This is a genomic window from Acutalibacter caecimuris (assembly GCF_034335085.1).
Taxonomy (GTDB): domain Bacteria; phylum Bacillota; class Clostridia; order Oscillospirales; family Acutalibacteraceae; genus Acutalibacter; species Acutalibacter caecimuris.
Window position 1 is genome coordinate 1 of sequence record NZ_JAWXXJ010000037.1, and the last position, 18934, is coordinate 18934.

An 18934-nucleotide genomic window follows, 5' to 3' on the forward strand; every position below is an offset into this window, starting at 1 on the left:
TCTTATCCTCCGCAACTTCGTTGGTGATCTCGTAGGTAGCGCCCTCGCTTACCTCAACCGCTACCTCGATGGCCTCCACGTCCAGCTCCTCCACCTCAGCGGCGTAGGTGCCGTCCTCGTTAGCCTCAACAGCCTCGCCGTTTACGGTCAGGCCGGTGATCTCGGCGGCGGTGCTGGGTACGTAGTTCTCACCAACCAAGGTGTACTCGGCCTTTGTGGTGCCGTCCTCGGCGGTAACTTCAATCTTCACTTCCTTGGAGATATCCAGGGTGGCGGGGGCAGTGTAGTCCTTGCCGTCTACCTTGATGGTTGCCACTGCGGAAGTGGTTTCGATGGTCACGCTCTGGGCGGTCAGGTCGGCGTCCTTATCCAGTGTAACGGTGTAAGCGTTCTCCTCGGCAGTGGCCGCAACATCGCCCACCTTAATGCCGGACAGGCTGGCGTCCGTCTGGGGCTCGGCGGTCTTTACGACCAACTCATACTCCTTGGAGCTGCTGCCGTCCTCGGCGGTTACGGTGATGGTGTTGCCGGTAATCTGCTTGCCACCCCAATACAGCTTGTCGGCGGCAACCGCAAACTTCTTCTCGGTCACATCGGGGCCGGCCCAGGTGTTGGCGCCGTTCTTCACGCTGGCGCCTTCGCTCACGTCAAAGCCCAACTCAAAGGTTTTGGCGGTCTTGGCGTCGTAAGATTTGGCGTTAAAGCTGAAGGGCACGGTGATGATGAACTTGTTCAGGTTGGCAACCGTGGTGTCGCGGGCAGCGGTAACGCCTGCGGTCTTGCTGATGATTTCGTTCAGGTCGCACTCGGAGCTGGCATTGGCACGCACGGCATACAGGTAGTAGCTCTTGGGCGTGTCGGCGCCGGTGCTCTGGGTGGCATTCTGGCTCTCGCTCCAAACCTTGATCTCGATAGCCTTGGTCTTGAAGTCGCTGGCAGCCAGGAAGGTAGCCTCGTCGGCCAGGGTGGTGATCGCGTCGGTATTCGCCAACGTAGCGATCTTGGTCCCGGCAGCCTGGGCGGCCAGCAGCGTGGTGTCAAACTTGTCGCTGATGGTGGTAGCACCATTCTTAACGGTGGTCCCCTCGTCCTTCATCCAGTCGTAAACGTAGAGGGCAGCCGTTGTATCATGGGTGCCATTCTTCACGGCAAAGGTGTAGGGCACTTCAATGCGGATGGTCTGGGCGTCCTGGTTGATAACAGCCTCAAACTTGGTCTTGCCGTCCTTAATAGCGTTGATGGTGTCCACGCTGGCAACGGTCAAGGCATGGATGGAGTTGTTGTCGCTGGGCGCAGCAGGCACAATCCAGTAGGTCTTTTTCACGCAGGTATCGGCAGCAGGGTCAGCCGCACGGGACGTGGGCGTGGAGGCACTGCCAGCTTTTGCCACTGTGTAAGTAACCGTACTTTGGTCGTCCTTAGTAAGAATTACTTGATAGGTTTTCTGGGCAGTCAGGTCAACCACAAACCCAGTTGACGCATTGTATTCAGTGGCAGCACCAGAATCTTCTTTTGTTTTAATTTTGGTTACCCCAGTACCACCAGTCAGGGTCAGCTTAACAGAATTCAGATTGCTTTCCTCAGAACTAGTATAATTGACTGTGATGGTTTTTGCAGAGTCGTCAACTACAGGAGCAACCGCAGCCGCCGCATTATTTATGGTAGCGGCAACAGTAAGCAGGGCGGGTGTGGGCTGAGGAGGATTGCTACCGCCTGCTTTGGTATAGTAGGCGTGCAGTTCCACAGAGCCAATAGCGCCTTCGGGCATATTTTCCGGAGCCGGATCCGCGGGAGCAACGAAGTCAATGGCATTAATAGCGGTTTTACCGATAATGGGGGTATCCATATCGGCAGCGCCATCAAAGCCAACAACCGTAGCACCATTGGCAACCACAGCGCTCACGCCGCTGCTGGCGCCGGTAAACAGAGTGTCCAGCCCAGCCAGGTCTGTACCGGCAGGCACGGTGATAACGTCCTTGATGTTGGGCGTGTAGGTTTTGCCGTCCTTGTCGAACAGGGTAATGCCGGAAATAGCAGCGGGAGAAGTGGACGCATCGGGGGCGCCGGCAAAGGTCAGGAAATAACGCTCGGCAGCGCCGTTGTCGTGGCTCTCCACCAGCACTTCCATGGGGGTCTTGGTGTACTTCTTCAGGTCAACGCCGGTAAAAACAACCTCGCCGTCGTGGGCGGTGGCGGTGGTGTAGTCGTCAACCACCACGTTGCCCTCAGCCTTCACCCAAGTTACCTTGGCGTCTTTTTCCACGACAAAGGTGAGTTCGCGGGTCACGCTGTCGGCAGTGAAGTCGGCGTCGCCCACATTGATGGTGGCGTTGTTGCCGGTCACTTCAACAGCAGCCTGTTCATAAACGTCGGCATCACTATTCTGTACTTTAACAGCGCTCAGCCCGGCCGCTGTGTTAGCAGCGTAAGAAACGGTGATGACAACGTCATCGCCACCGGCCTGGTTGTCTGTTACAACGTTAACGGTAACTGTTTTCTGTGCAGGATAGGAAACAGCGGGGGAAGAAGTCCAGGCAGCAACACCGCTGCTGGCCAGGCCGCCGTCGCGGTCATACGCCACATTAGTGCTCTGCTTGATGGTCTTAACACCAGCAGCCGGGGTGTAGGTGGGGATGATCTTGGTCAGGTCGGTACCAAAGGGTACGGTGATGTTCAAGACCAACTCGCCAGAAGTTCTGGCATTTTCACCCATCTCCAGCTTGCTCATGCTGGGAATAGAGAACTCGTCAAAAACGGGCTCAAGCTCATAAGAGATCTTGTAGTCACGGGTGGTGTTGTTTTCAGAGGTCACCGTGACTTTGTTGGTGCTCACAGCCGTAATCTTGGCCTTGCTGTCCGTGGTCTTGAAATTGGACGCGGCCAGGGCAACTGCGGCGTCGGTAACACCCAGCGGCTTCACAACAACGATCTCGTACTTCTCGTTGTCGATGCGGGCGTCCACAACATTGGTGCCCGTAACCTCGGCGATGGAAACGTCGCCGCTGGCCGCGCGCTGCTCTACGGTAATGGTCAGCGGGTAGGCGGTGGCGGTGGTTTCGCCGTCTTTGGTCACGCGCAGCTCCAGGGTGTACACACCAAAGTCGCCGCTTTCGGGCTTCTCAATGGCCCAAGTTTTCAGGCTGAACGGGGCGCTCTTGGTCCCGTTGGTGCCCGGGCGGCCCTGCAGGCTGGTGCCTACCTGGCGGCCGTTGGCGCCATAGATGCCGACCTTGGTGCCCGCCGTGCTGCTCAGCTCGACGACCACTTTAGCCAGCTCAGTAGCGACATTGCCGCTGGTGTGGGCCAGTGTGACGGAGTAACCTTCCCCGTCAAACGTGGTTTCCACCCCGCCGACTTTGATCACGTCGGCATCAGCAGCAAACGCGCTCATCGGAATCATTGCGGCGACCATGAGAATGGCCAGAAACGCCGCAAGTGATTTCTTCAGAAACTTGCTTTTGTTCATGATTTCAACCCTCTTAAATTTTAGATTCTCAGCCGGCCCTTTCGCCGCTGAGTGGAAGTTAACTATATACTCACATCCGTGTGAAAAATAAAATTGCGCGCCCCGGGCCGGATGTGCTATAATATCCAGAGGATATTTCAGCAGAGCCAAAACTTGCAGAGTAAGTTTACAAATCGCCTTGGCGATTTGGCAAGGCGCAAGGCGGCTTGCAGCTATGCTATAATATCATAGGGATATTTCAGTAGAGCCAATCGCCCTGGCGATTTGGCAAGGCGCAAAGCGGCTTGCAGCTATGCTACCCTGTCCCCAGCGCCATAAACCCACACCCACCGGGCCGCGCCCGGAAAACAACGGAAAGGAGCGGTATGATGCACCCCTTGCGGAGATTGACCGCCGGCATCCTGGCCCATGTGGACGCCGGGAAAACTACCCTCTCTGAGGCCCTGCTATACCGGGGCGGCACCCTGCGCAGCCTGGGCCGGGTAGACCATGCCGACGCCTTCCTGGACCACAACGCCCTGGAGCGGGAGCGGGGCATCACCATATTCAACAAGCAGGCTGTGCTCCACCTGCCCGGCCTGGAACTCACCCTGCTGGACACCCCCGGCCATGTGGATTTTTCCGCCGAGGCCGAACGCACCCTGCAAGTGCTGGATTGCGCCATTTTGGTGATCTCCGGCCCGGACGGCCCCCAGGGCCATACCCTTACCCTCTGGCGGCTGCTGGAGAGCCGGGGCGTCCCGGTATTCCTCTTCCTCAACAAGATGGACCAGCCGGTGGATAAGGCCGGGCTGCTGGACAAGCTGCGTGCCGGCCTTGGCGACACCCTGTTGGACTTTACCCACTACGGGACGGACAGTTTCTGGGAGCAGGCCGCCCTGGGGGACGAAAAAGCCCTGGCCGAGTACCTGGACGCCGGCCGGCTGGAGGAGGCAACCCTCCGCCGGCTCATTGGCGCGCGGAAGTGTTTCCCCTGCTTTTTCGGCTGCGCCCTGCGGGCCCAGGGGGTAGACGAACTGCTGGACGGCCTGGCCCGCTTTGCCCCCCGTCCGGCCTGGAGCCCGGACTTTGCCGCACGGGTATATAAAATTTCACGGGACAGCCAGGGCGCCCGGCTTACCCACATGAAGATCACCGGCGGCAGCCTGCCGGTAAAAACCCTCCTCCCCCTGCCCGGCGGCGAGGAAAAGGCCGACCAGATCCGCATCTACTCCGGGGAGAAATACACCGCCGTTCCGGAGGCCGGGGCCGGCACAGTCTGCGCGGTAACAGGGCTTACCTCCACCTTCCCCGGCCAGGCGCTGGGGGCCGAGCCCCCCGGCCCGCCCCCGGCCCTGGAGCCCGCCATTGCCTACAGCCTGATCCTGCCCGAGGGGGCCCAGCCCCACGCGGTGCTGCCAAACCTTTGGCAACTGGCCGAGGAGGACCCCCAGCTCCATCTGGAATGGAACGAGGCCCTGGGGGAGATCCACCTGCGGCTGATGGGCAAGGTGCAGGCGGAGATCCTACAGCGGGTGATCCTGGACCGCTTTGGCCTGGACGTGGCCTTTGGGCCGGGGAACGTGGTGTACAGGGAAACCATCGCCGCCCCGGTAGAGGGGGTGGGCCATTACGAGCCTCTGCGCCACTATGCCGAAGTGCACCTGCTGCTGGAACCCCTGCCCCCCGGCAGCGGCCTGCAATTTGCCACCGCCTGTTCCGAGGACTTTTTGGCCCGCAACTGGCAGCGGCTGATCTTCACCCATCTGGAGGAAAAGGAATACCGGGGGGTGCTCACCGGCTCGGCCATTACGGATATGAAGATCACCCTGCTTTCGGGCCGGGCCCACGAAAAGCACACCGGGGGCGGGGACTTCCGCCAGGCCACCTACCGGGCCGTGCGGCAGGGGCTGATGAAAGCGGAAAGCATCCTGCTGGAGCCCTGGTATGCCCTGCATCTGGAGCTGCCCACCCCCAGCCTGGGCCGGGCCCTGGCAGATATCCAGCGCATGGGCGGCGAGGCCGGCTCCCCCCAGGCCATGGGCGGGGAAACCGTGCTGGATGCCAGCGTGCCCGTAGCGGCTTTTGGGGACTACGCGGCCCAGGTGGCGGCCTATACCAAAGGCCTGGGCCGGGTGGCCTGCCGGCTGGAGGGCTACCGCCCCTGTGCCGGGCAGCAGGCCGTGGTAGAGGCCCTGGGCTATGACCCGGACCAGGATACCGGGGACCCGGCCGGGTCGGTGTTCTGCGCCCACGGGGCGGGGTTCTTTGTGCCCTGGCATCAGGTGGAGCAGTATATGCACCTGCCCGCCTACAGCGGCTTGCCCAAGCCCGGAAAGGAGGCACTGCCCCCTTTTCCGGAAAGCGGCGGGCCGGCGGAAAAGGCCCCGCCTAAAACCGGCCTGGCCCAGGACGCCGAACTGTTGGCCATCTTTGAAAAGACCTACGGGGCGGTCAAGCCACGGGATCTCCAACCGGTAAAAAAGCCCGCCCGCCCCAAACCGGAGCCTGCCGACGGGCTCCGGGTATCTGTGCCCGTCCCCTCCGCCGGGCCGGAGTATCTATTGGTGGACGGCTACAATATGATCTTCGCCTGGGAGGACCTGCACGCCCTGGCCAAAGCAGACCTGGAAACCGCCCGGCAGGCGCTGATGGACCTTCTCAGCAACTACCAAGGGTACCGGCAAAACCGGGTGATCCTGGTATTCGATGCCTACCGGGTGCCCAACGGTACCGGCTCGGTGGCCCGGTACCACAACATCCATGTGGTGTATACCAAAGAGGCCGAAACCGCCGACGCCTACATCGAAAAGGCCAGCTACCGGCTAACCCGGCAGCGCCACCGGGTGCTGGTGGCCAGCGCAGACTTCGCCGAGCAACTGATCATCCTGGGACACGGCGCCCTGCGTATGCCGGCACGGGAACTGCGGGCGGAGATCGAGCGCACCCAGGGGGAAATCGCCGCCATCCTGCGGGAAAAGCGGGCAGCCCTCAAAGGGCAAACCGTAGGGGATGCCCTCAAACAGGCAAAGCAGGAAACGCGCAAAAAAAGAAAACCCTAACGTCCCGCCGCCGGGCTGTGTCCAAAATAGAGAGCGTAAAAGAAAGGCTCCGGCAAACAAACGGTAAAAGTTTCGTCCACCTTTTCAAAGGTGGTGGGGTTTTTAGGGGCAACGCCCCTAAACCGCCGGAGGCCAACATTTCGTCATAAACTCTTCTTTATGGACACACCCCGCCTCAGGAAAATATTGACAAGCCCACCCGGGCGTGGTATCATAAAACCAGTACCCAATCACCATAAAAATGGAGGCTATGCACGATGAAAGTCAATATCGGCACGTATTCTTTCGGCGGTATCGCCAGCTATTTGGGCCTGGGCCCCACCCTTTTGGAGAAGTTTAAGACCATCAAGGCCCTGGGCTTTGACGGCGTAGAATTGCTGCCCGTCGACCTGGACAACGACGTGGAGGACATCAAAAAGTGGGCCCAGGAAACCGGCCTGGAGATCGTTTCCGTCCACGCGGAGCCCACCGAGGAGATCGTGAAAAAAATGGCCGCACTGGGCGGCAAGGCAGTCATCTGGGCCAGCACAGACTTCTGCAACGAGGCAGAGGCCATCGAGGTAGCCCATAAGCTGGACGCCATGGCCGAAATGGCCGCGCCCTACGGCGTCAAGGTGGGCTACCACAACCACAGCAAAGAGTTCTATGTGGATAACGGCCGCCCCCTGCTGGAGATCCTGGCAGAGAACTCCAGCAAGTGTTTCTTCCAGCTTGATTGCGGCTGGACCATGAACGCCGGCACCTATCCCCCCTCCTTCATCCGCCGGTATAAGGACCGCATCGTGGCCATCCACGTCAAAGAAAACTGCCGGGTACAGGGCCCTGGCCCCCAGCCCCGTTCGGCCCATGCAGAGGGCAACCACGAGAGCCCCTTTGCCCATGTGGCGGAGATGTCCCTGGAGGAGCGCCAGAAGATGCTGGACGCCTTCACCGCCCGCAACGAGAGCCCCGAGGGAAAAAAGCGCTTTGAAGTCCAGTGCAAGTTGGGCGCGCCGGAGTCCAATATCGATTGGCAGGAGATCAAGAACGCCCTGGACGAGCAGAGTTTTGAAGCCTTCTGGGTTATCGAGCGGGAAGGTTTCTACGCCGAGCACGACCAGTGCATCAAAGAGGACTGCGAGTGGATCAAGGCCCACATCCACTAAGCCCTACATAAAATAGCCCCCTGACAAAAAAAGCCCATAAAAAGCCCCCGGAGGCCATCCTCCGAGGGCTTTCTTGCGCATAAACATGATGATCCTATCCTGGCCGGCCCTGCCGCAAGCCCATAGGCCCGGCAAAAGCCGCCGTGTACCCAAAGCCAGCCAAAGCCGCACCGGCCCCCACCCCCGGCCCTAGTGCCGGAAGTAGCGGGCAAGCCGTCCGTGCAGCCGCCGGAAGTATTGGGTGATCAACCCGGCCAGGGTGTAGTCGTACAGCACAAAAACCACATTGGCCAGCGCCAGCAGCACCACAGGGCCCCAGCGGCCCACCAAGGGCAGCCCAGTAAATTCCTCCACCGGCACGCCCAGTATAAAAACGGCCAGCAGGGCGTCGGCAATGGCCGCGGCGTTAAAAACCGCCAGCTTGGCCGCCCAGCGCAGGGCCTTGGGCCTGATCTTGCTCAGCACCGCAAACAGCACTGGGTAGTAGCCGAAAAACAGCAGGTAGATCAGCGCGGCTTCCCGGTCCGGGGCCAAAAGCAGGCACAGTAGGCTGGTGGCCCCATAGGCCCCCAGGGCGTACCCCGCCCCGGCCTCCGCCACAAGGGGGATAAGCAGGCAGCCGGCCACAGCCGGTATGGCCACAGATGCCAGAGAGAACAGCCCCTCAAAGAGCATCAGCACCACCGAAAGGGCCGCCACCACCCCGCATAGGGCCAATTTAAAGGTGTTTTTCATAGGGAAGAGCATCTCCTTTGCAAGGGAAAACAGCCCGCCTTAGCAGCAGGGGACCAGGTCGCCGCCCATGCACTCACAGCAGCAGTCAGCCATCAGCAAGCCAGAGCACATATCGCAGGTGTTGCAGCCGCCGGCCATATTCTGGTTGGCGTTATAGCCGCCATACATACCGCTGCGCTGGTTCATGGCCTGGCTCAGGGCCGCGCTGTACTCCCCGTTGCCCGGGTCCATCTGGCAGGCCCTGGAGAAATGGTCCTTGGCCTCCTCCAGCCAGCCCCGCCGGTACAGCACCGAGCCCTTCAGGAAATACCACTCCGCGTTGCGCCGGTCAGCGGGCACGCCGTTCAGCAGTTGTTCCGCGTCGGCAATGCGCCCGGACATGATCAGGCTGCGCACATCGCTAAAACCGGAGCCCTGGTTGTAGTGCACGGCATTCTGCGCCCCATTATACCGGGCGTACCCGCCCCCGGCTTTGCGCTGGGCCGTAATGGCGTCGTAGGCCTCGTTGATCTCCTTCATCTTCTCGTCGGCCAACTCTTTCAAGGGGCTTTCGGCGTACTGGTCCGGGTGATACTTCTTCGCCAGCTTGCGGTACGCGTCCTTAATCTCCTCGTCGCTGGCCGATGGGGACACGCCCAGCACCTTATACGGATCCGTCATGTTGATAACCCTTCCCTTTCTTTGTTAAAGAAATATCCCAAACAGCCGCAAAGCGGCATTCAGAGCTTTTCCAGTTCCCGCCGGGGCCGTTCTTTCACGTGTAAAAAGAGGATCTCCCGCTGCACCTGGGGCAGCCCCTTCAGCGCCACGTTTTCAATGATAGGCCCAAAGGGCCCCAGTTCCAGCAGGTTCACCGCCAGTGCCAGGCGGGCGGCAGTGGCGTTCAGCGCGGCGTTGCAGGCAGCGTCCGCCTCTTCCCGCTCCTTGGGGCCCAGTTCCCTTTTCCCCTCCAGCCCCAGCCGGGCGATAAAGGGGTTAAAAGCCCCCTCCTTCAAATCCTCCCGCAGGTCATCCGCCGCGTCCATCAAGTAGACCCACCGCCCCAAAAAGTACCCAAACTGCTCCAAAGCCGGGCGCTGGCGCTGTTCGCAGCCGGCCAGTTCGCCAAAAAGCGCCTGTAGAAGCTGGGCGGTAGGTTCCGCGCAGGGATCCACCCCGGCCCCGCTCCCTTCAGCCTGCCGCTGGGCGTCCATAGCCTCCTGGGCCTGTTGGGCCAAAAAGGGGTACCGCCCTGCGGCTTTTTTGGCTTTAGGCCCGGCCAGCAGCAGCAAAGCCCAGCTACCCAGGGCAGAAAGCCCCCCCTTGTCCTCTACGTCATCCCGTAGCTTGTGGTAGGTAAGCAGTACACACAGGGCCGCGGCTTTTTTGTATTCCTCTCCGGGGCTGGGCAGGTAGGTGCAGCGTTTTAGGGGGTTGCATACGCAACGGCCCCGGTGCTCCTCCACCCGTGCGCCCGCCAGAGATAAAGCCAGCAGCGCGTAAAAGGCACAGTCATAACTTAAGGCAAACCGGGCGGAAAAACCGTATTCCTTGCCCAGCACCCGGCACAGTTCACAGTAAACCGCTTTATATTGGCTGTACTCCCGCACCAGCAGTTCCGGCTTACAGGGGCGCACATAACCGAACATGGGGCATTCTCCTTGTCTGCTATTATTTTAACGGATTCCGCCGGGAAGATGTTGAACACACTGTAAACAAAAGGCGCTATTTCCTTTACTTTTCCCCGGCCCCGGCTGTGTGTGGCAGGCGGCATCGGTGGGCGGCGTTGGGTGAGGGCCGGCGCAACGGGGCCCCCGGCCCCGTGGAAAACGGCATCGTCCCCCCCACCCGCCCCCCAGGCTCCCATCCCAGGCCCGCTTTTAGCGGTATAGCTGCAACGCCCCCGGCAGCACCTCCACCTGTACATCCGTGCCGCCGCTGGCATATTCCCCGTCCAGGGACCAGGGCATGGGCTCGGCACAGGTAAAAGAGGCCCCTGCCGTGTGCACAAAGGTGATCAGCTCCTCGTCCGCCTTGCCGTTTTTCAGGCAGAGCAAAATGCGGTTCAGTTCCAAAAGGTTCCGGGGCCGTTTCACCAGGCTCAGTTCAAATTTCCCGTCTACCGGGTCCACATGGGCCCGGTCCAGCTTAATCACACCCCCCAAAGAGGTAGAGTTGCTTACCGACCCAAACAGGTAATCCCCCTCATACACGCCGCCCTCCGCCGTGTCCACCCGCACCGGGTAAGACTTCAACAGCGGCAGTTCCTTGATCCCCTCGATCACATACGCCAGATGCCCCAGGGAATTCTTCAAACTCTGGGTGGCGGTGTACGAACTCTGGGTAAAAGCCCCAAAGGAGGCCACATAGACAAAGTACCGGTCCCCAAAGCGGCCGATGTCCACCGGGGCCGGGTCTGCCCCGGCCAGCAGGGCCGCGGCCCTGGCCGGCTCCCTGGGCAGGCCAAGAAAATCCGCAAAGTCGTTGGTCGTCCCGCAGGGGATGTACCCCAACGGCAGCCGGGCCCCGCTGTGCAGCAGGCCGTTTACCGTGGCGCTCAGGGTGCCGTCGCCCCCGCAGCAAACCAGGGCATCCGGCTTTTGGGCAATGGCCCGCTCCAGGGCCGCGGCGGCGTGCTGGGAAGAAACCGTCAGTTCCAGCACCGGCGTGTGCCCCTCCCCGGCCAGCGCGGCGTATACCCCGTCCAAATCCTGCAACAGGGTCTGCCGGCCGGCGTTGGGGTTAATCAGGATGTGTATCGTCATGCCAGGTTTCCTTTCAAAACGCCCCCGCACCCGCCGGAAGATAACCGGCGTAATGCCAGGGTAGGTAATATTTTCCGGCAGGCTGTCAAAGCATTTCACCTCTGCCATTTCCTTTTCCGGCAGGGGCCCCAGGGCCTCTATGTCCGCAAAGAACACCGCCCCCCAGGCGGCGTCCGCCTCGTTTTCCACCACCCAGGCGTGGTAGAGGCATACAGGCTCTATGGAAAACCCCGTAGCGCCGCTCTCCTCCCAAAGTTCCCGGCGGGCGGCCTCCAGCGGGGTTTCCCCCTCCTCAATATGCCCGCCCTGTGTTTCCCAGGTGTCGCGGGCCCTGTGGCGGCTTAAAAGAAGTTTCCCCTGATAGCGGGAAAATACTACAACATACTTGCATTTTGCCTGGCTGTCCCAAGGGGCCACCATGCATTTTAGGTGGGTGTCTGCCATACGCGCGCTCCTTTGTTATTCTATTATCCTGATTATAGCAAAATCCGCGCCAAAAGTAAAGCGGCAGGCAGCAGGCAAGGCTTTCCGGCCTACTTATCCACCGGTTCCGGTGGATAACTGTGGAAAACTCCGTGGAAAATGTGGAGAACCCCCTGCAGCCCCCGGTTTTACTGGCTTTTTCCGGGGTTGAAAAAGGTGAAGAAGTTTCCCCAGCCCCCAACTTTTTGTGGAGTAAGGGGGATACCCCCTGTTTCCCGCCCCCGGCCGCGATCCCCCCAACAAGGGGGCAGGCCCCCCGCCGGTGGCGGAGGGCCTGCCTATATGATAGAAAGAGGGTGTCAATCCTTCAAGTGGAATCTCCCTGTTTCGGCCTTCAGCCGGTTGGACTGGGCGAACAGTTCCGCGCTCACCGCCGCAGACTCCTCGCTGCTGGCGGAGTTGGTCTGTACCACCGCCGAAATCTGCCCAATGCCCTCGGTCACCTGCTGGATGGCCTCCGCCTCGCCCCGCACCGCGTCGGCGATCACCCCAATGTCGTGGTTGGACTGGGATACCAGGGACAAGGTTTCCTGCAAAGAGGAGGAAACCTCCCCCACAATGTGGCTGCCACGCTCCGCGGCCTGCACACAGTTGTCAATCAAATCCTTGGTAGCCTTCGCCGCTTGGTCAGACTGGGCCGCCAGGTTCCGCACCTCGCCGGCCACCACGGCAAAGCCCTTGCCCGCGTCCCCGGCCCGGGCGGCCTCCACGGCGGCGTTCAAAGCCAGTATGTTGGTCTGGAAGGCAATGTTCTCAATGGTAGACAGCACCTGCCCGATCTGCTGGGAAGTATTGCTGATGTCCGACATGGCGGCCACCATCTGTTTCATCTGCTCCCCGTTGGCGGAAACCTGCTCCCCTGTGCGGGTAGCCCGGTCCTGGGCCTCCCCGGCCAGCGTCACGTTCTGCCGGGCGCTCTTGGAGATATCATCCAGCGTCGCGTACAGCTCCTCCACCGAACTGGCCTGCTCCGTGGCCCCCTGCGCCAGGGACTGGCTGCTGCTGGCCAACTGGTCCGCGTTCTGCGAGATCCGCTGCTCCGCCTGGGTGATCTCCCCCAGCGCGGCGGAAAGGGTGGAAGTAAAGCTACGGATGGATTGCTGGATGGACTGGAAGTCCCCTATGTAGTCCGCAGAGGTATCCACGTCGAACTCGCCCTGGGAAACCTGGTCCAGTATGCGGTTGATGTCCTCCACATAGCTGTTGATCAGGGCCATGGAGTCCGTCAGGGTACGGGCCAGGTCGCCCAACTCGTTCTCCGATTTATACGCAATCCGCAAATCCAGCCGTCCCTCCTGCAACTGGCTGCTGCTGCTGGTGATGGTCAAAATCGGCCGCACCACCCGGTTCAGCACAAAGAAGATCAGGTTCAGCAGGCAGGCCAGGGCCACAGCCAGGCACACGCCGGAGGTTATATGCATCGTCACAGCCGTGTTGTCCATTTTCGTGCTGGTGTCGGCGCTCAGGGCGCTGCCCCGCTCAATCACCTGGTCCAAAAGCCCCACCAGCGTATTCAGGTTGCTCAGTATGGTTTCCTGGTAGTAGGCCTGGGCGGCGGCCGGGTCGGTTTTCAGGGTATCCAGCACAGCCGTGGCCGATTCATGCAGCTCCTTGTGCAGGGGCTCCAGTTTCGAGCGCAGCGCCAGCACATCCTGGTCATTGGTACCGGCTTCGCCGTACAGCCACTGGCCCAGCACACAGGTGGTGGGGTCAATGCTGCCGGTAAATTCTTTCCCCGCGTAAAGGGCGTTGCTCAGGTTGGCAGACCATCTGTAGTGGGCGGTTTCCGCGCTTTGGGCCCGATTCAAAAGCGAACTGGCCTGCTTGGCCTCGGCCTGGGTGGCCTGAATGCGGAAGATGTTCACCGTCGTCATAACGCTCAGCAGGATGGTAGCCACCAGCGTTGCGGCCACCCGGATGGCAACGGATCTTTTGATGCTTTTTTTCACAGGGACACGTCCTTTCCATAAGTCCCCGCCTGGGCCCGGCAAAGAGGGCCGCCCGGCAAGGCGTAATAACACATGATAGATACCCTTATCATACACCACCCCGCGCATTTTTGCAAGGGGAACTTTTCCCAAAGGCCTGTCCTTTTTTCAGCCTGCCGCCGGGCTCTATAACCAACCCCTATAACACCCGTCCCAGCACAGCGGCGGCCTGTTCCCTGGTAAGGGGAAGCCGGGGGCCCGTGCCGTCCAAAAGGCCCCCGGCGCAGGCGGCCTCCCAGGCCTCCCTGGCCCAGCCGCTGGCGGGTTTTTGGGCCAGTTCCTGTTCATAGCGGGCCATGTATGCTTTAAATTGCTGGTAATCCATAGGCGCCTCCTCTGCCCTCCTGTAGCTTTGTACCATCTGCAAAAACCGCCCCCATCCCAGGTCCAGCGTGCGGTGGGGGCAGTACTTCCCGTCGTAATCCTGATGTTTCCCCACCCGGTCGATCCCCCAGCCATACTGACCCAGCAGCCAGGCGGCCAGCCACGCGGCGTTCTCCTCCGCCCTGGCAAACCGCGCCCCGCCAGAAAGGGACCGGCATATCTCTATGTGGATGCCCTGCATATTCCCTGCCCCGTGGCCGTCGCCGCTGGCCCAGGCGTTCCGGTCCAGGGGCAGGCACTGCACCGCCTCCCCCTCGTCCACCGCGTAGTGGAAAGATACCTCCCGGCTGTTCCCCAGCATATAGCCGGCTTCGTTTTCCGCCGGGGCGTCGTTGGCGGTGTTGTGTATCACAATGCACGCCGGCTGGCGGGTGTAGGGGCACTTTACCGGGTATTTCTCCGGCGGGCATAGCCGCTGCCGAATAGGTACCATCTTCTATGCCCCCTTCCCCTTGTCCGCGTCCTCGCCCATTACCTCCAGCATCTCCCGCAAAAACCGGGGGTACCGTACCCCCATCAACCCCAGGTTTTCCAAAATGGAAAGCCCCTCGTTGGCAATAAAAAAGAAACATACCGCCGTGCGGATAAACCCGCTGCCCGTCACCCCGTCCAGCAGCGTGGCCAGTAGCACCAGCAGCAGTATGCCCCCCTTGCGCGCCAGCCCCAAAAACCCCGCCCGGCTGGAGAGCCTCCCGCCCCCCGTCTTGGGCGAGCGCCCACATAGCCCTACCACCAGTCCCGTCCCGTAGTCCACTGCCATAAATCCCACCAGTACCCGCAGCGCCATGTCCCATCCCCCTAAAAGGCCGGCCACCGCCGCCGCTACCGCTATTACCCCGTTCTTTACCTGCATCTTTGTTGCCTCCTTCTCTACTGGGTTGGGTGGGCCTATGGGGGGAACTTTTTGTAAAAAGTTCCCCCCACACCCCCCTTCCAAAACTTTTCTGCCGCTACCATCCGCCTTCTTTCCACAACGCCGCCTGCCCGGTCCCCCACCCCCCCTTTCCAATCACCCCAAAACAAATTCAAATTTAAAAATTTTATTTTTTAATTTTATTTTAAAAAAGCAAATGAAAAGCAAAATGTAAAAACAAAAAAGAAAGAAAAATAAGAAGAAAGAAAAAATAAAAAGAAATAATAAAAAATCCTCCGTCCGACACCGTGCCGCCAGCGTTCCCATAAAATACCCCCCAGTAGCGGCACAAAAGTTTTAGGGGGTCGTAGGGGGGATTTTCCAAAATCCCCCTACAAAAAACGCCCGTCACCGGGCCCCCGGCGTTCCCCTAAAATGCCCCCGGTAGCGGCACAAAAGTTTTAGGGGGTCGTAGGGGGGATTTTCCAAAATCCCCCCTACAAAAAACGCCCGTCACCGGGCCCCCGGCGCTCCTCCAAAATACCCCCCGGTAGCGGCACAAAAGTTTTAGGGGGTCGTAGGGGGGATTTTCCAAAATCCCCCCTACAAAAACCTCCCCTACAAAAAACTTCCCCTACACAAGTCAGGCCCGCCGGGGCACCGAGCGTCCCCACAGGGGGGCGCCGGGCAGGATCTGGGCGCGCACATAGTAGGCGATCGCCAACGCGATCACGCAGTCGTCGTGGGCGCCGGGGCCTGCCTCCATCCGGCCCCGGCGGTTGCGCACAAAGGCCAGCAGTTCCCGCACGGTGTCCGGGTCATGCAGCCAGGCCGTATGTTCCCGCACTACCTCCGCCAGCCCGGCTAAAATCAAAGGCCGGGTCAGGGCGGTGGTCAAAAAGCCATAGCCGGGGCTGCGGCCGTCCTTCCGGGGGCGCACATACTGGCTGGGATAGCCCAGGCGGTGCAGTTCCCTGGCCGGGTAGGCGGAAAAATTCGCCTCCACGGCCAGCAGGGCCCAGTTGTACCAGCGCCCCAGGCAGAACATCTGCCGGGCGTACTGGTCCTCGTCCAGCCTGCCCCGCAGGGTGCACACCTGTTCCCCGGTGGCCACATCCACCACCTGCCCCACAAAAAAGTCCGAGCCATCCCCGGCCGTGTCCCCGCCGATGACATACGCCGCCCCCGGCTCCGGCTCCCGGTACACCGAAATACACCCGTCCTCCGCCCCTGCCCAACGGATGCTCCCCGTATCCACCGTGGCCTGGCCCAGCCCCTGGCCGTACCGGGTGGCGCAGATAAAATCCCCCCTTTTCCGGGGCCCGGCCAGTTCCCCCAGCCTTGCCCCCAGCCGTCCCCCGTGAAAAACCCCCTGCCCCGGCACGCCCCACTCCCCCAGGCAGTACACCTGATAGTAATAGGGGTCGCTCTCCCGGTACCCCTCCAAAGTCCGGCGGTAGTCCGGGTCCAAAAAGCGGTTGTCCAGGTGGGTAGTCCGCAAAACCACGGCCCTGGGGTCCGGCCGGTCCACAAACCGCCCCTTCAGCCAGTGCAGGGCAGAAACCGGGTTAAAGGTCAGGGTGATCTGTTTCCCCCCTTCCCGTCCCCGCAGCCGCAAATCCAGTTGATTAAACTGCTCCTCCCGCAGTTCCGAGGCCTCCTCTATCCAGATATCCGTCAGTTCCCCCTTGGCAAAGGTCACAGACTTCAGTTTCTCCGTGTCGTCCAGCCCCTTAAAGATCACGCTGTTCCCGTTGTGGCAGGTGATACGCAACGCCCCCTCCTGGCAGGTGAACAGCCCCTCCACCCCCCACTGGCCCATCACCTGCCGCAGCAGCGCAAAGGTAGAGTCCCGGTGGGTAGCCGCCACGGCCCTGGCCACCAGCAGGTTGCACCGGGGCCGGCCCAGCAGCCGCATCAGCAGCCGTTGGGCGGCAAACACGCTCTTGCCGCTGCCCGCGCCCCCGTATAGCACCAGGTACCGGTGTTGCCCGTCCCCCAGCAAAGGCAAATACACCGGGTTAAAGGCCCCCTTCGGAATATTCACCCGCACGGCGGTTCCTCCCCGTCTACCGTAACCTGGATATCCTCCGGGGCCCGCGCGCCCCCTTTCTCCCGGTAGCCAAAGCCGTTCTGCAACAAGAACTTGGCGTTGGCCCCGCACTCCTTGCGCAGGGCCGCCTGTACAATGGCCTCCTCCACCCTGGTAACGGCCCGGCGCAGCACCCGGCCGGTAGGGTTGTCCCGCCGGGCCAACTGTTCCAGTTCCCCCCGGCTGGCCAGTTCCAGCGCCAGGGCCAGCCCCGGCAGCGTAGGGGGCTGTTTCTCCTCCCGGCACCGGGCAAAGTAGGCTTCCACCAGCGCCGTGTACTGTTCCGCCCCGGCCCGCCTGTCAAATTTCTTCATGCGTCCTCCCCCCTCTGTTGCGCCCAGGGCCCTGCCGGTCAAAGGCCGGGCCCAGCCCGCCGCCGGGCCCGGCGCTCCAGTTCCCGGCACAGGCCCCGCTGTTCCAGGTACATTTCGTAAAGCATCCGGCATTCCCGCTCCCAACAGCGGAACCCCTGCCCCTGGGGCCCGTTTTCCTTGCGCCTGGCCAGTTGCGCCTTCAGCACGTCCCGTTCACGGGCGCTCTCCCCGGCCATCAGCCCGTAGTCAAAGCTTGTCCTGTGTTCCATTCTGCCCACTCCCTTACTGTGTTGTTGTCGATTTGTCAACCTACTTTTAATTATAATGGCGATACGCCTATTTGTCAAGGGGTTTTGGCAAATTGGTTGACAATACGCACACTTTTGCGCTATACTTTTTTAAAAGGAGTGAACCCCATGAGCTTTCACGAAAAACTCAAGTCCGCCCGGCTGGCCGCCGGGTTCACCCAGTACCACATGGCCCGGCAACTGGACCTGGACAAAACCACCTACTCCGGCTACGAAACCGGCCGCCGCCAGCCGGACCTGGCCAAGCTCCGCCGCCTCTCACAACTGCTGGATATCTCCGCCGACCAGTTGCTGGAAACCGGCGCACCGGGCAGCGCCACCCCAGAGGAGTTGGCCCTCCTGCGCAAGTACCGGCTGCTGGACGTCCACGGCAAAGAACTGACAACCCTGGTGCTGGACAAGGAGTATGACCGCATGACCCTCTCCCAGCAGGCCGAGCCCGAAGGCCAGGGCTTTGTCACCTATATCAACTGTTATGACCTGGCCGTCAGCGCCGGCACCGGCGAGCCCTGGGGCGACGCCGCCTACAAGACCCGCCTGGAGGTCCCCGGCCACCTGGTGCCGGCGCGGGCCCACTTCTGCGTGCGGGTCAACGGCAACAGCATGGAGCCCGCCTACCGGGACGGGGACATCGTGTTCGTCGAGCGTATCGAGGAAGCCCTCAACGAGGGCGAGGTGGGCATCTTCTACCTCAACGGCGACGGCTATATCAAACGCCTGGGCCGCGCCCAGCTCCTCTCCCTTAACCCCGCCTACCCCCCCATCCCCCTCCACGAGTCCGACGACTTCCGCTGCCAAGGCCGGGTCTTGGGTAAGCTTTTGCGCTAGGCTTTCTGTGGTGGGGGGGACTTTTTGTAAAAAGTCCCCCCCCACACCCCCCTCCAAAACTTTTAAGCCGCTACCCAGGCCGCGCTATGGGCAACGCCCCCTGCCCGGTTCCCCATCTAGGCTTTCTGTGGGGGGACTTTTTGTAAAAAGTCCCCCCCACACCCCCTCCAAAACTTTTAAGCCGCTACCCAGGCCGCGCTATGGGTAACGCTCCCTGCCCGGTTCCCCTCGCTTTCTGTTTTCTCGTTTTTTCTTTTTTTATTTTGTTGATTTTTATCCCCCCCTCTCCCTTAATAATAAAGCAAAAAGAAAAAATAAGAAAAAATAAAAAAGTAAAGTCCCCGCCCCCGCTCGTCACCGGGCCGCCCGCGCTCCCATCCCAGAGCCCCCCGTAGCGCCTCAAAAGTTTTGGGGGGTGCAGGGGGACTTTTTCAAAAGTCCCCCTGCCAGCGCCCGTCCCCGCCCCCGCTTGCCACCGGGCCGCCCGCGCTCCCATCCCAGAGCCCCCCGTAGCGCCTCAAAAGTTTTGGGGGGTGCAGGGGGACTTTTTAAA

General features: G+C 61.0%; 14 protein-coding genes. 3 read left to right on the forward strand and 11 right to left on the reverse strand.

What is annotated here, in order from left to right:
• On the reverse strand, positions 1-3466 hold a 3466-nt coding region (locus U8U01_RS15405; protein ID WP_322176134.1), incomplete at its 3' end, for a cadherin-like beta sandwich domain-containing protein.
• A gap of 368 nt (positions 3467-3834) precedes the next feature.
• Between U8U01_RS15405 and U8U01_RS15410 the strand changes: the two genes are divergently transcribed.
• Positions 3835-6507 carry an NYN domain-containing protein gene (locus U8U01_RS15410; RefSeq protein WP_322176137.1) on the forward strand — a complete coding sequence of 891 codons (2673 nt, stop codon included), beginning with the start codon at positions 3835-3837 and terminating at the stop codon, positions 6505-6507.
• A 257-nt stretch (positions 6508-6764) separates the two neighbouring features.
• Complete coding sequence (locus U8U01_RS15415; protein WP_322176139.1) at positions 6765-7652, forward strand: sugar phosphate isomerase/epimerase family protein; 888 nt, start codon at positions 6765-6767, stop codon at positions 7650-7652.
• A gap of 189 nt (positions 7653-7841) precedes the next feature.
• Here the strand turns inward: U8U01_RS15415 and U8U01_RS15420 are convergent, their stop codons facing one another.
• From U8U01_RS15420 to U8U01_RS15465, 10 genes are all read right to left on the reverse strand, one after another.
• Positions 7842-8387 (reverse strand): hypothetical protein, encoded by a 546-nt coding sequence (locus tag U8U01_RS15420; protein WP_322176141.1) that lies wholly within the window; start codon positions 8385-8387, stop codon positions 7842-7844.
• 39 nt (positions 8388-8426) lie between these two features.
• Complete coding sequence (locus U8U01_RS15425; RefSeq protein WP_322176143.1) at positions 8427-9047, reverse strand: J domain-containing protein; 621 nt, start codon at positions 9045-9047, stop codon at positions 8427-8429.
• 59 nt (positions 9048-9106) lie between these two features.
• Entirely contained in the window at positions 9107-10015 is a 909-nt protein-coding gene (locus U8U01_RS15430) for a DUF5685 family protein (protein WP_322176146.1), read from the reverse strand.
• Between the two features lie 231 nt (positions 10016-10246).
• A complete protein-coding gene (locus U8U01_RS15435; protein WP_322176149.1) occupies positions 10247-11575 on the reverse strand; it encodes a YegS/Rv2252/BmrU family lipid kinase in 1329 nt (442 codons plus the stop codon).
• 338 nt (positions 11576-11913) lie between these two features.
• A complete protein-coding gene (locus U8U01_RS15440; protein WP_322176152.1) occupies positions 11914-13563 on the reverse strand; it encodes a methyl-accepting chemotaxis protein in 1650 nt (549 codons plus the stop codon).
• A 178-nt stretch (positions 13564-13741) separates the two neighbouring features.
• Positions 13742-14419, reverse strand: coding sequence for a peptidoglycan recognition protein family protein (locus U8U01_RS15445; protein WP_322176154.1), 678 nt, complete (start codon positions 14417-14419; stop codon positions 13742-13744).
• 3 nt (positions 14420-14422) lie between these two features.
• Complete coding sequence (locus U8U01_RS15450; protein ID WP_322176157.1) at positions 14423-14839, reverse strand: phage holin family protein; 417 nt, start codon at positions 14837-14839, stop codon at positions 14423-14425.
• Positions 14840-15482: 643 nt separating this feature from the next.
• Positions 15483-16892 carry a PBSX family phage terminase large subunit gene (locus U8U01_RS15455; RefSeq protein WP_322176159.1) on the reverse strand — a complete coding sequence of 470 codons (1410 nt, stop codon included), beginning with the start codon at positions 16890-16892 and terminating at the stop codon, positions 15483-15485.
• Positions 16883-17245, reverse strand: coding sequence for a terminase small subunit (locus U8U01_RS15460; RefSeq protein WP_322176162.1), 363 nt, complete (start codon positions 17243-17245; stop codon positions 16883-16885). The genes U8U01_RS15455 and U8U01_RS15460 overlap by 10 nt, the downstream gene beginning before the upstream one ends.
• 38 nt (positions 17246-17283) lie before the next feature.
• The gene (locus U8U01_RS15465) at positions 17284-17514 is read right to left on the reverse strand and encodes a hypothetical protein (RefSeq protein ID WP_322176166.1); all 231 of its coding nucleotides are present in this window, start codon (positions 17512-17514) and stop codon (positions 17284-17286) included.
• A 147-nt stretch (positions 17515-17661) separates the two neighbouring features.
• On the opposite strand from U8U01_RS15465, the gene U8U01_RS15470 reads away from it, so the two are divergent.
• On the forward strand, positions 17662-18381 hold the full coding sequence (locus U8U01_RS15470) for an XRE family transcriptional regulator (RefSeq protein WP_322176169.1): 720 nt from the start codon (positions 17662-17664) through the stop codon (positions 18379-18381).
• Positions 18382-18934 lie beyond the last annotated feature (553 nt).

Coding starts and splice junctions, on each gene's coding strand:
- U8U01_RS15410 (WP_322176137.1), top strand. CDS start 3,835: ATGCACCCCTTGCGGAGATTGACCGCCGGCATCCTGGCCCATGTGGAC.
- U8U01_RS15415 (WP_322176139.1), top strand. CDS start 6,765: ATGAAAGTCAATATCGGCACGTATTCTTTCGGCGGTATCGCCAGCTAT.
- U8U01_RS15420 (WP_322176141.1), bottom strand. CDS start 8,387: ATGAAAAACACCTTTAAATTGGCCCTATGCGGGGTGGTGGCGGCCCTT.
- U8U01_RS15425 (WP_322176143.1), bottom strand. CDS start 9,047: ATGACGGATCCGTATAAGGTGCTGGGCGTGTCCCCATCGGCCAGCGAC.
- U8U01_RS15430 (WP_322176146.1), bottom strand. CDS start 10,015: ATGTTCGGTTATGTGCGCCCCTGTAAGCCGGAACTGCTGGTGCGGGAG.
- U8U01_RS15435 (WP_322176149.1), bottom strand. CDS start 11,575: ATGGCAGACACCCACCTAAAATGCATGGTGGCCCCTTGGGACAGCCAG.
- U8U01_RS15445 (WP_322176154.1), bottom strand. CDS start 14,419: ATGGTACCTATTCGGCAGCGGCTATGCCCGCCGGAGAAATACCCGGTA.
- U8U01_RS15450 (WP_322176157.1), bottom strand. CDS start 14,839: ATGCAGGTAAAGAACGGGGTAATAGCGGTAGCGGCGGCGGTGGCCGGC.
- U8U01_RS15460 (WP_322176162.1), bottom strand. CDS start 17,245: ATGAAGAAATTTGACAGGCGGGCCGGGGCGGAACAGTACACGGCGCTG.
- U8U01_RS15465 (WP_322176166.1), bottom strand. CDS start 17,514: ATGGAACACAGGACAAGCTTTGACTACGGGCTGATGGCCGGGGAGAGC.
- U8U01_RS15470 (WP_322176169.1), top strand. CDS start 17,662: ATGAGCTTTCACGAAAAACTCAAGTCCGCCCGGCTGGCCGCCGGGTTC.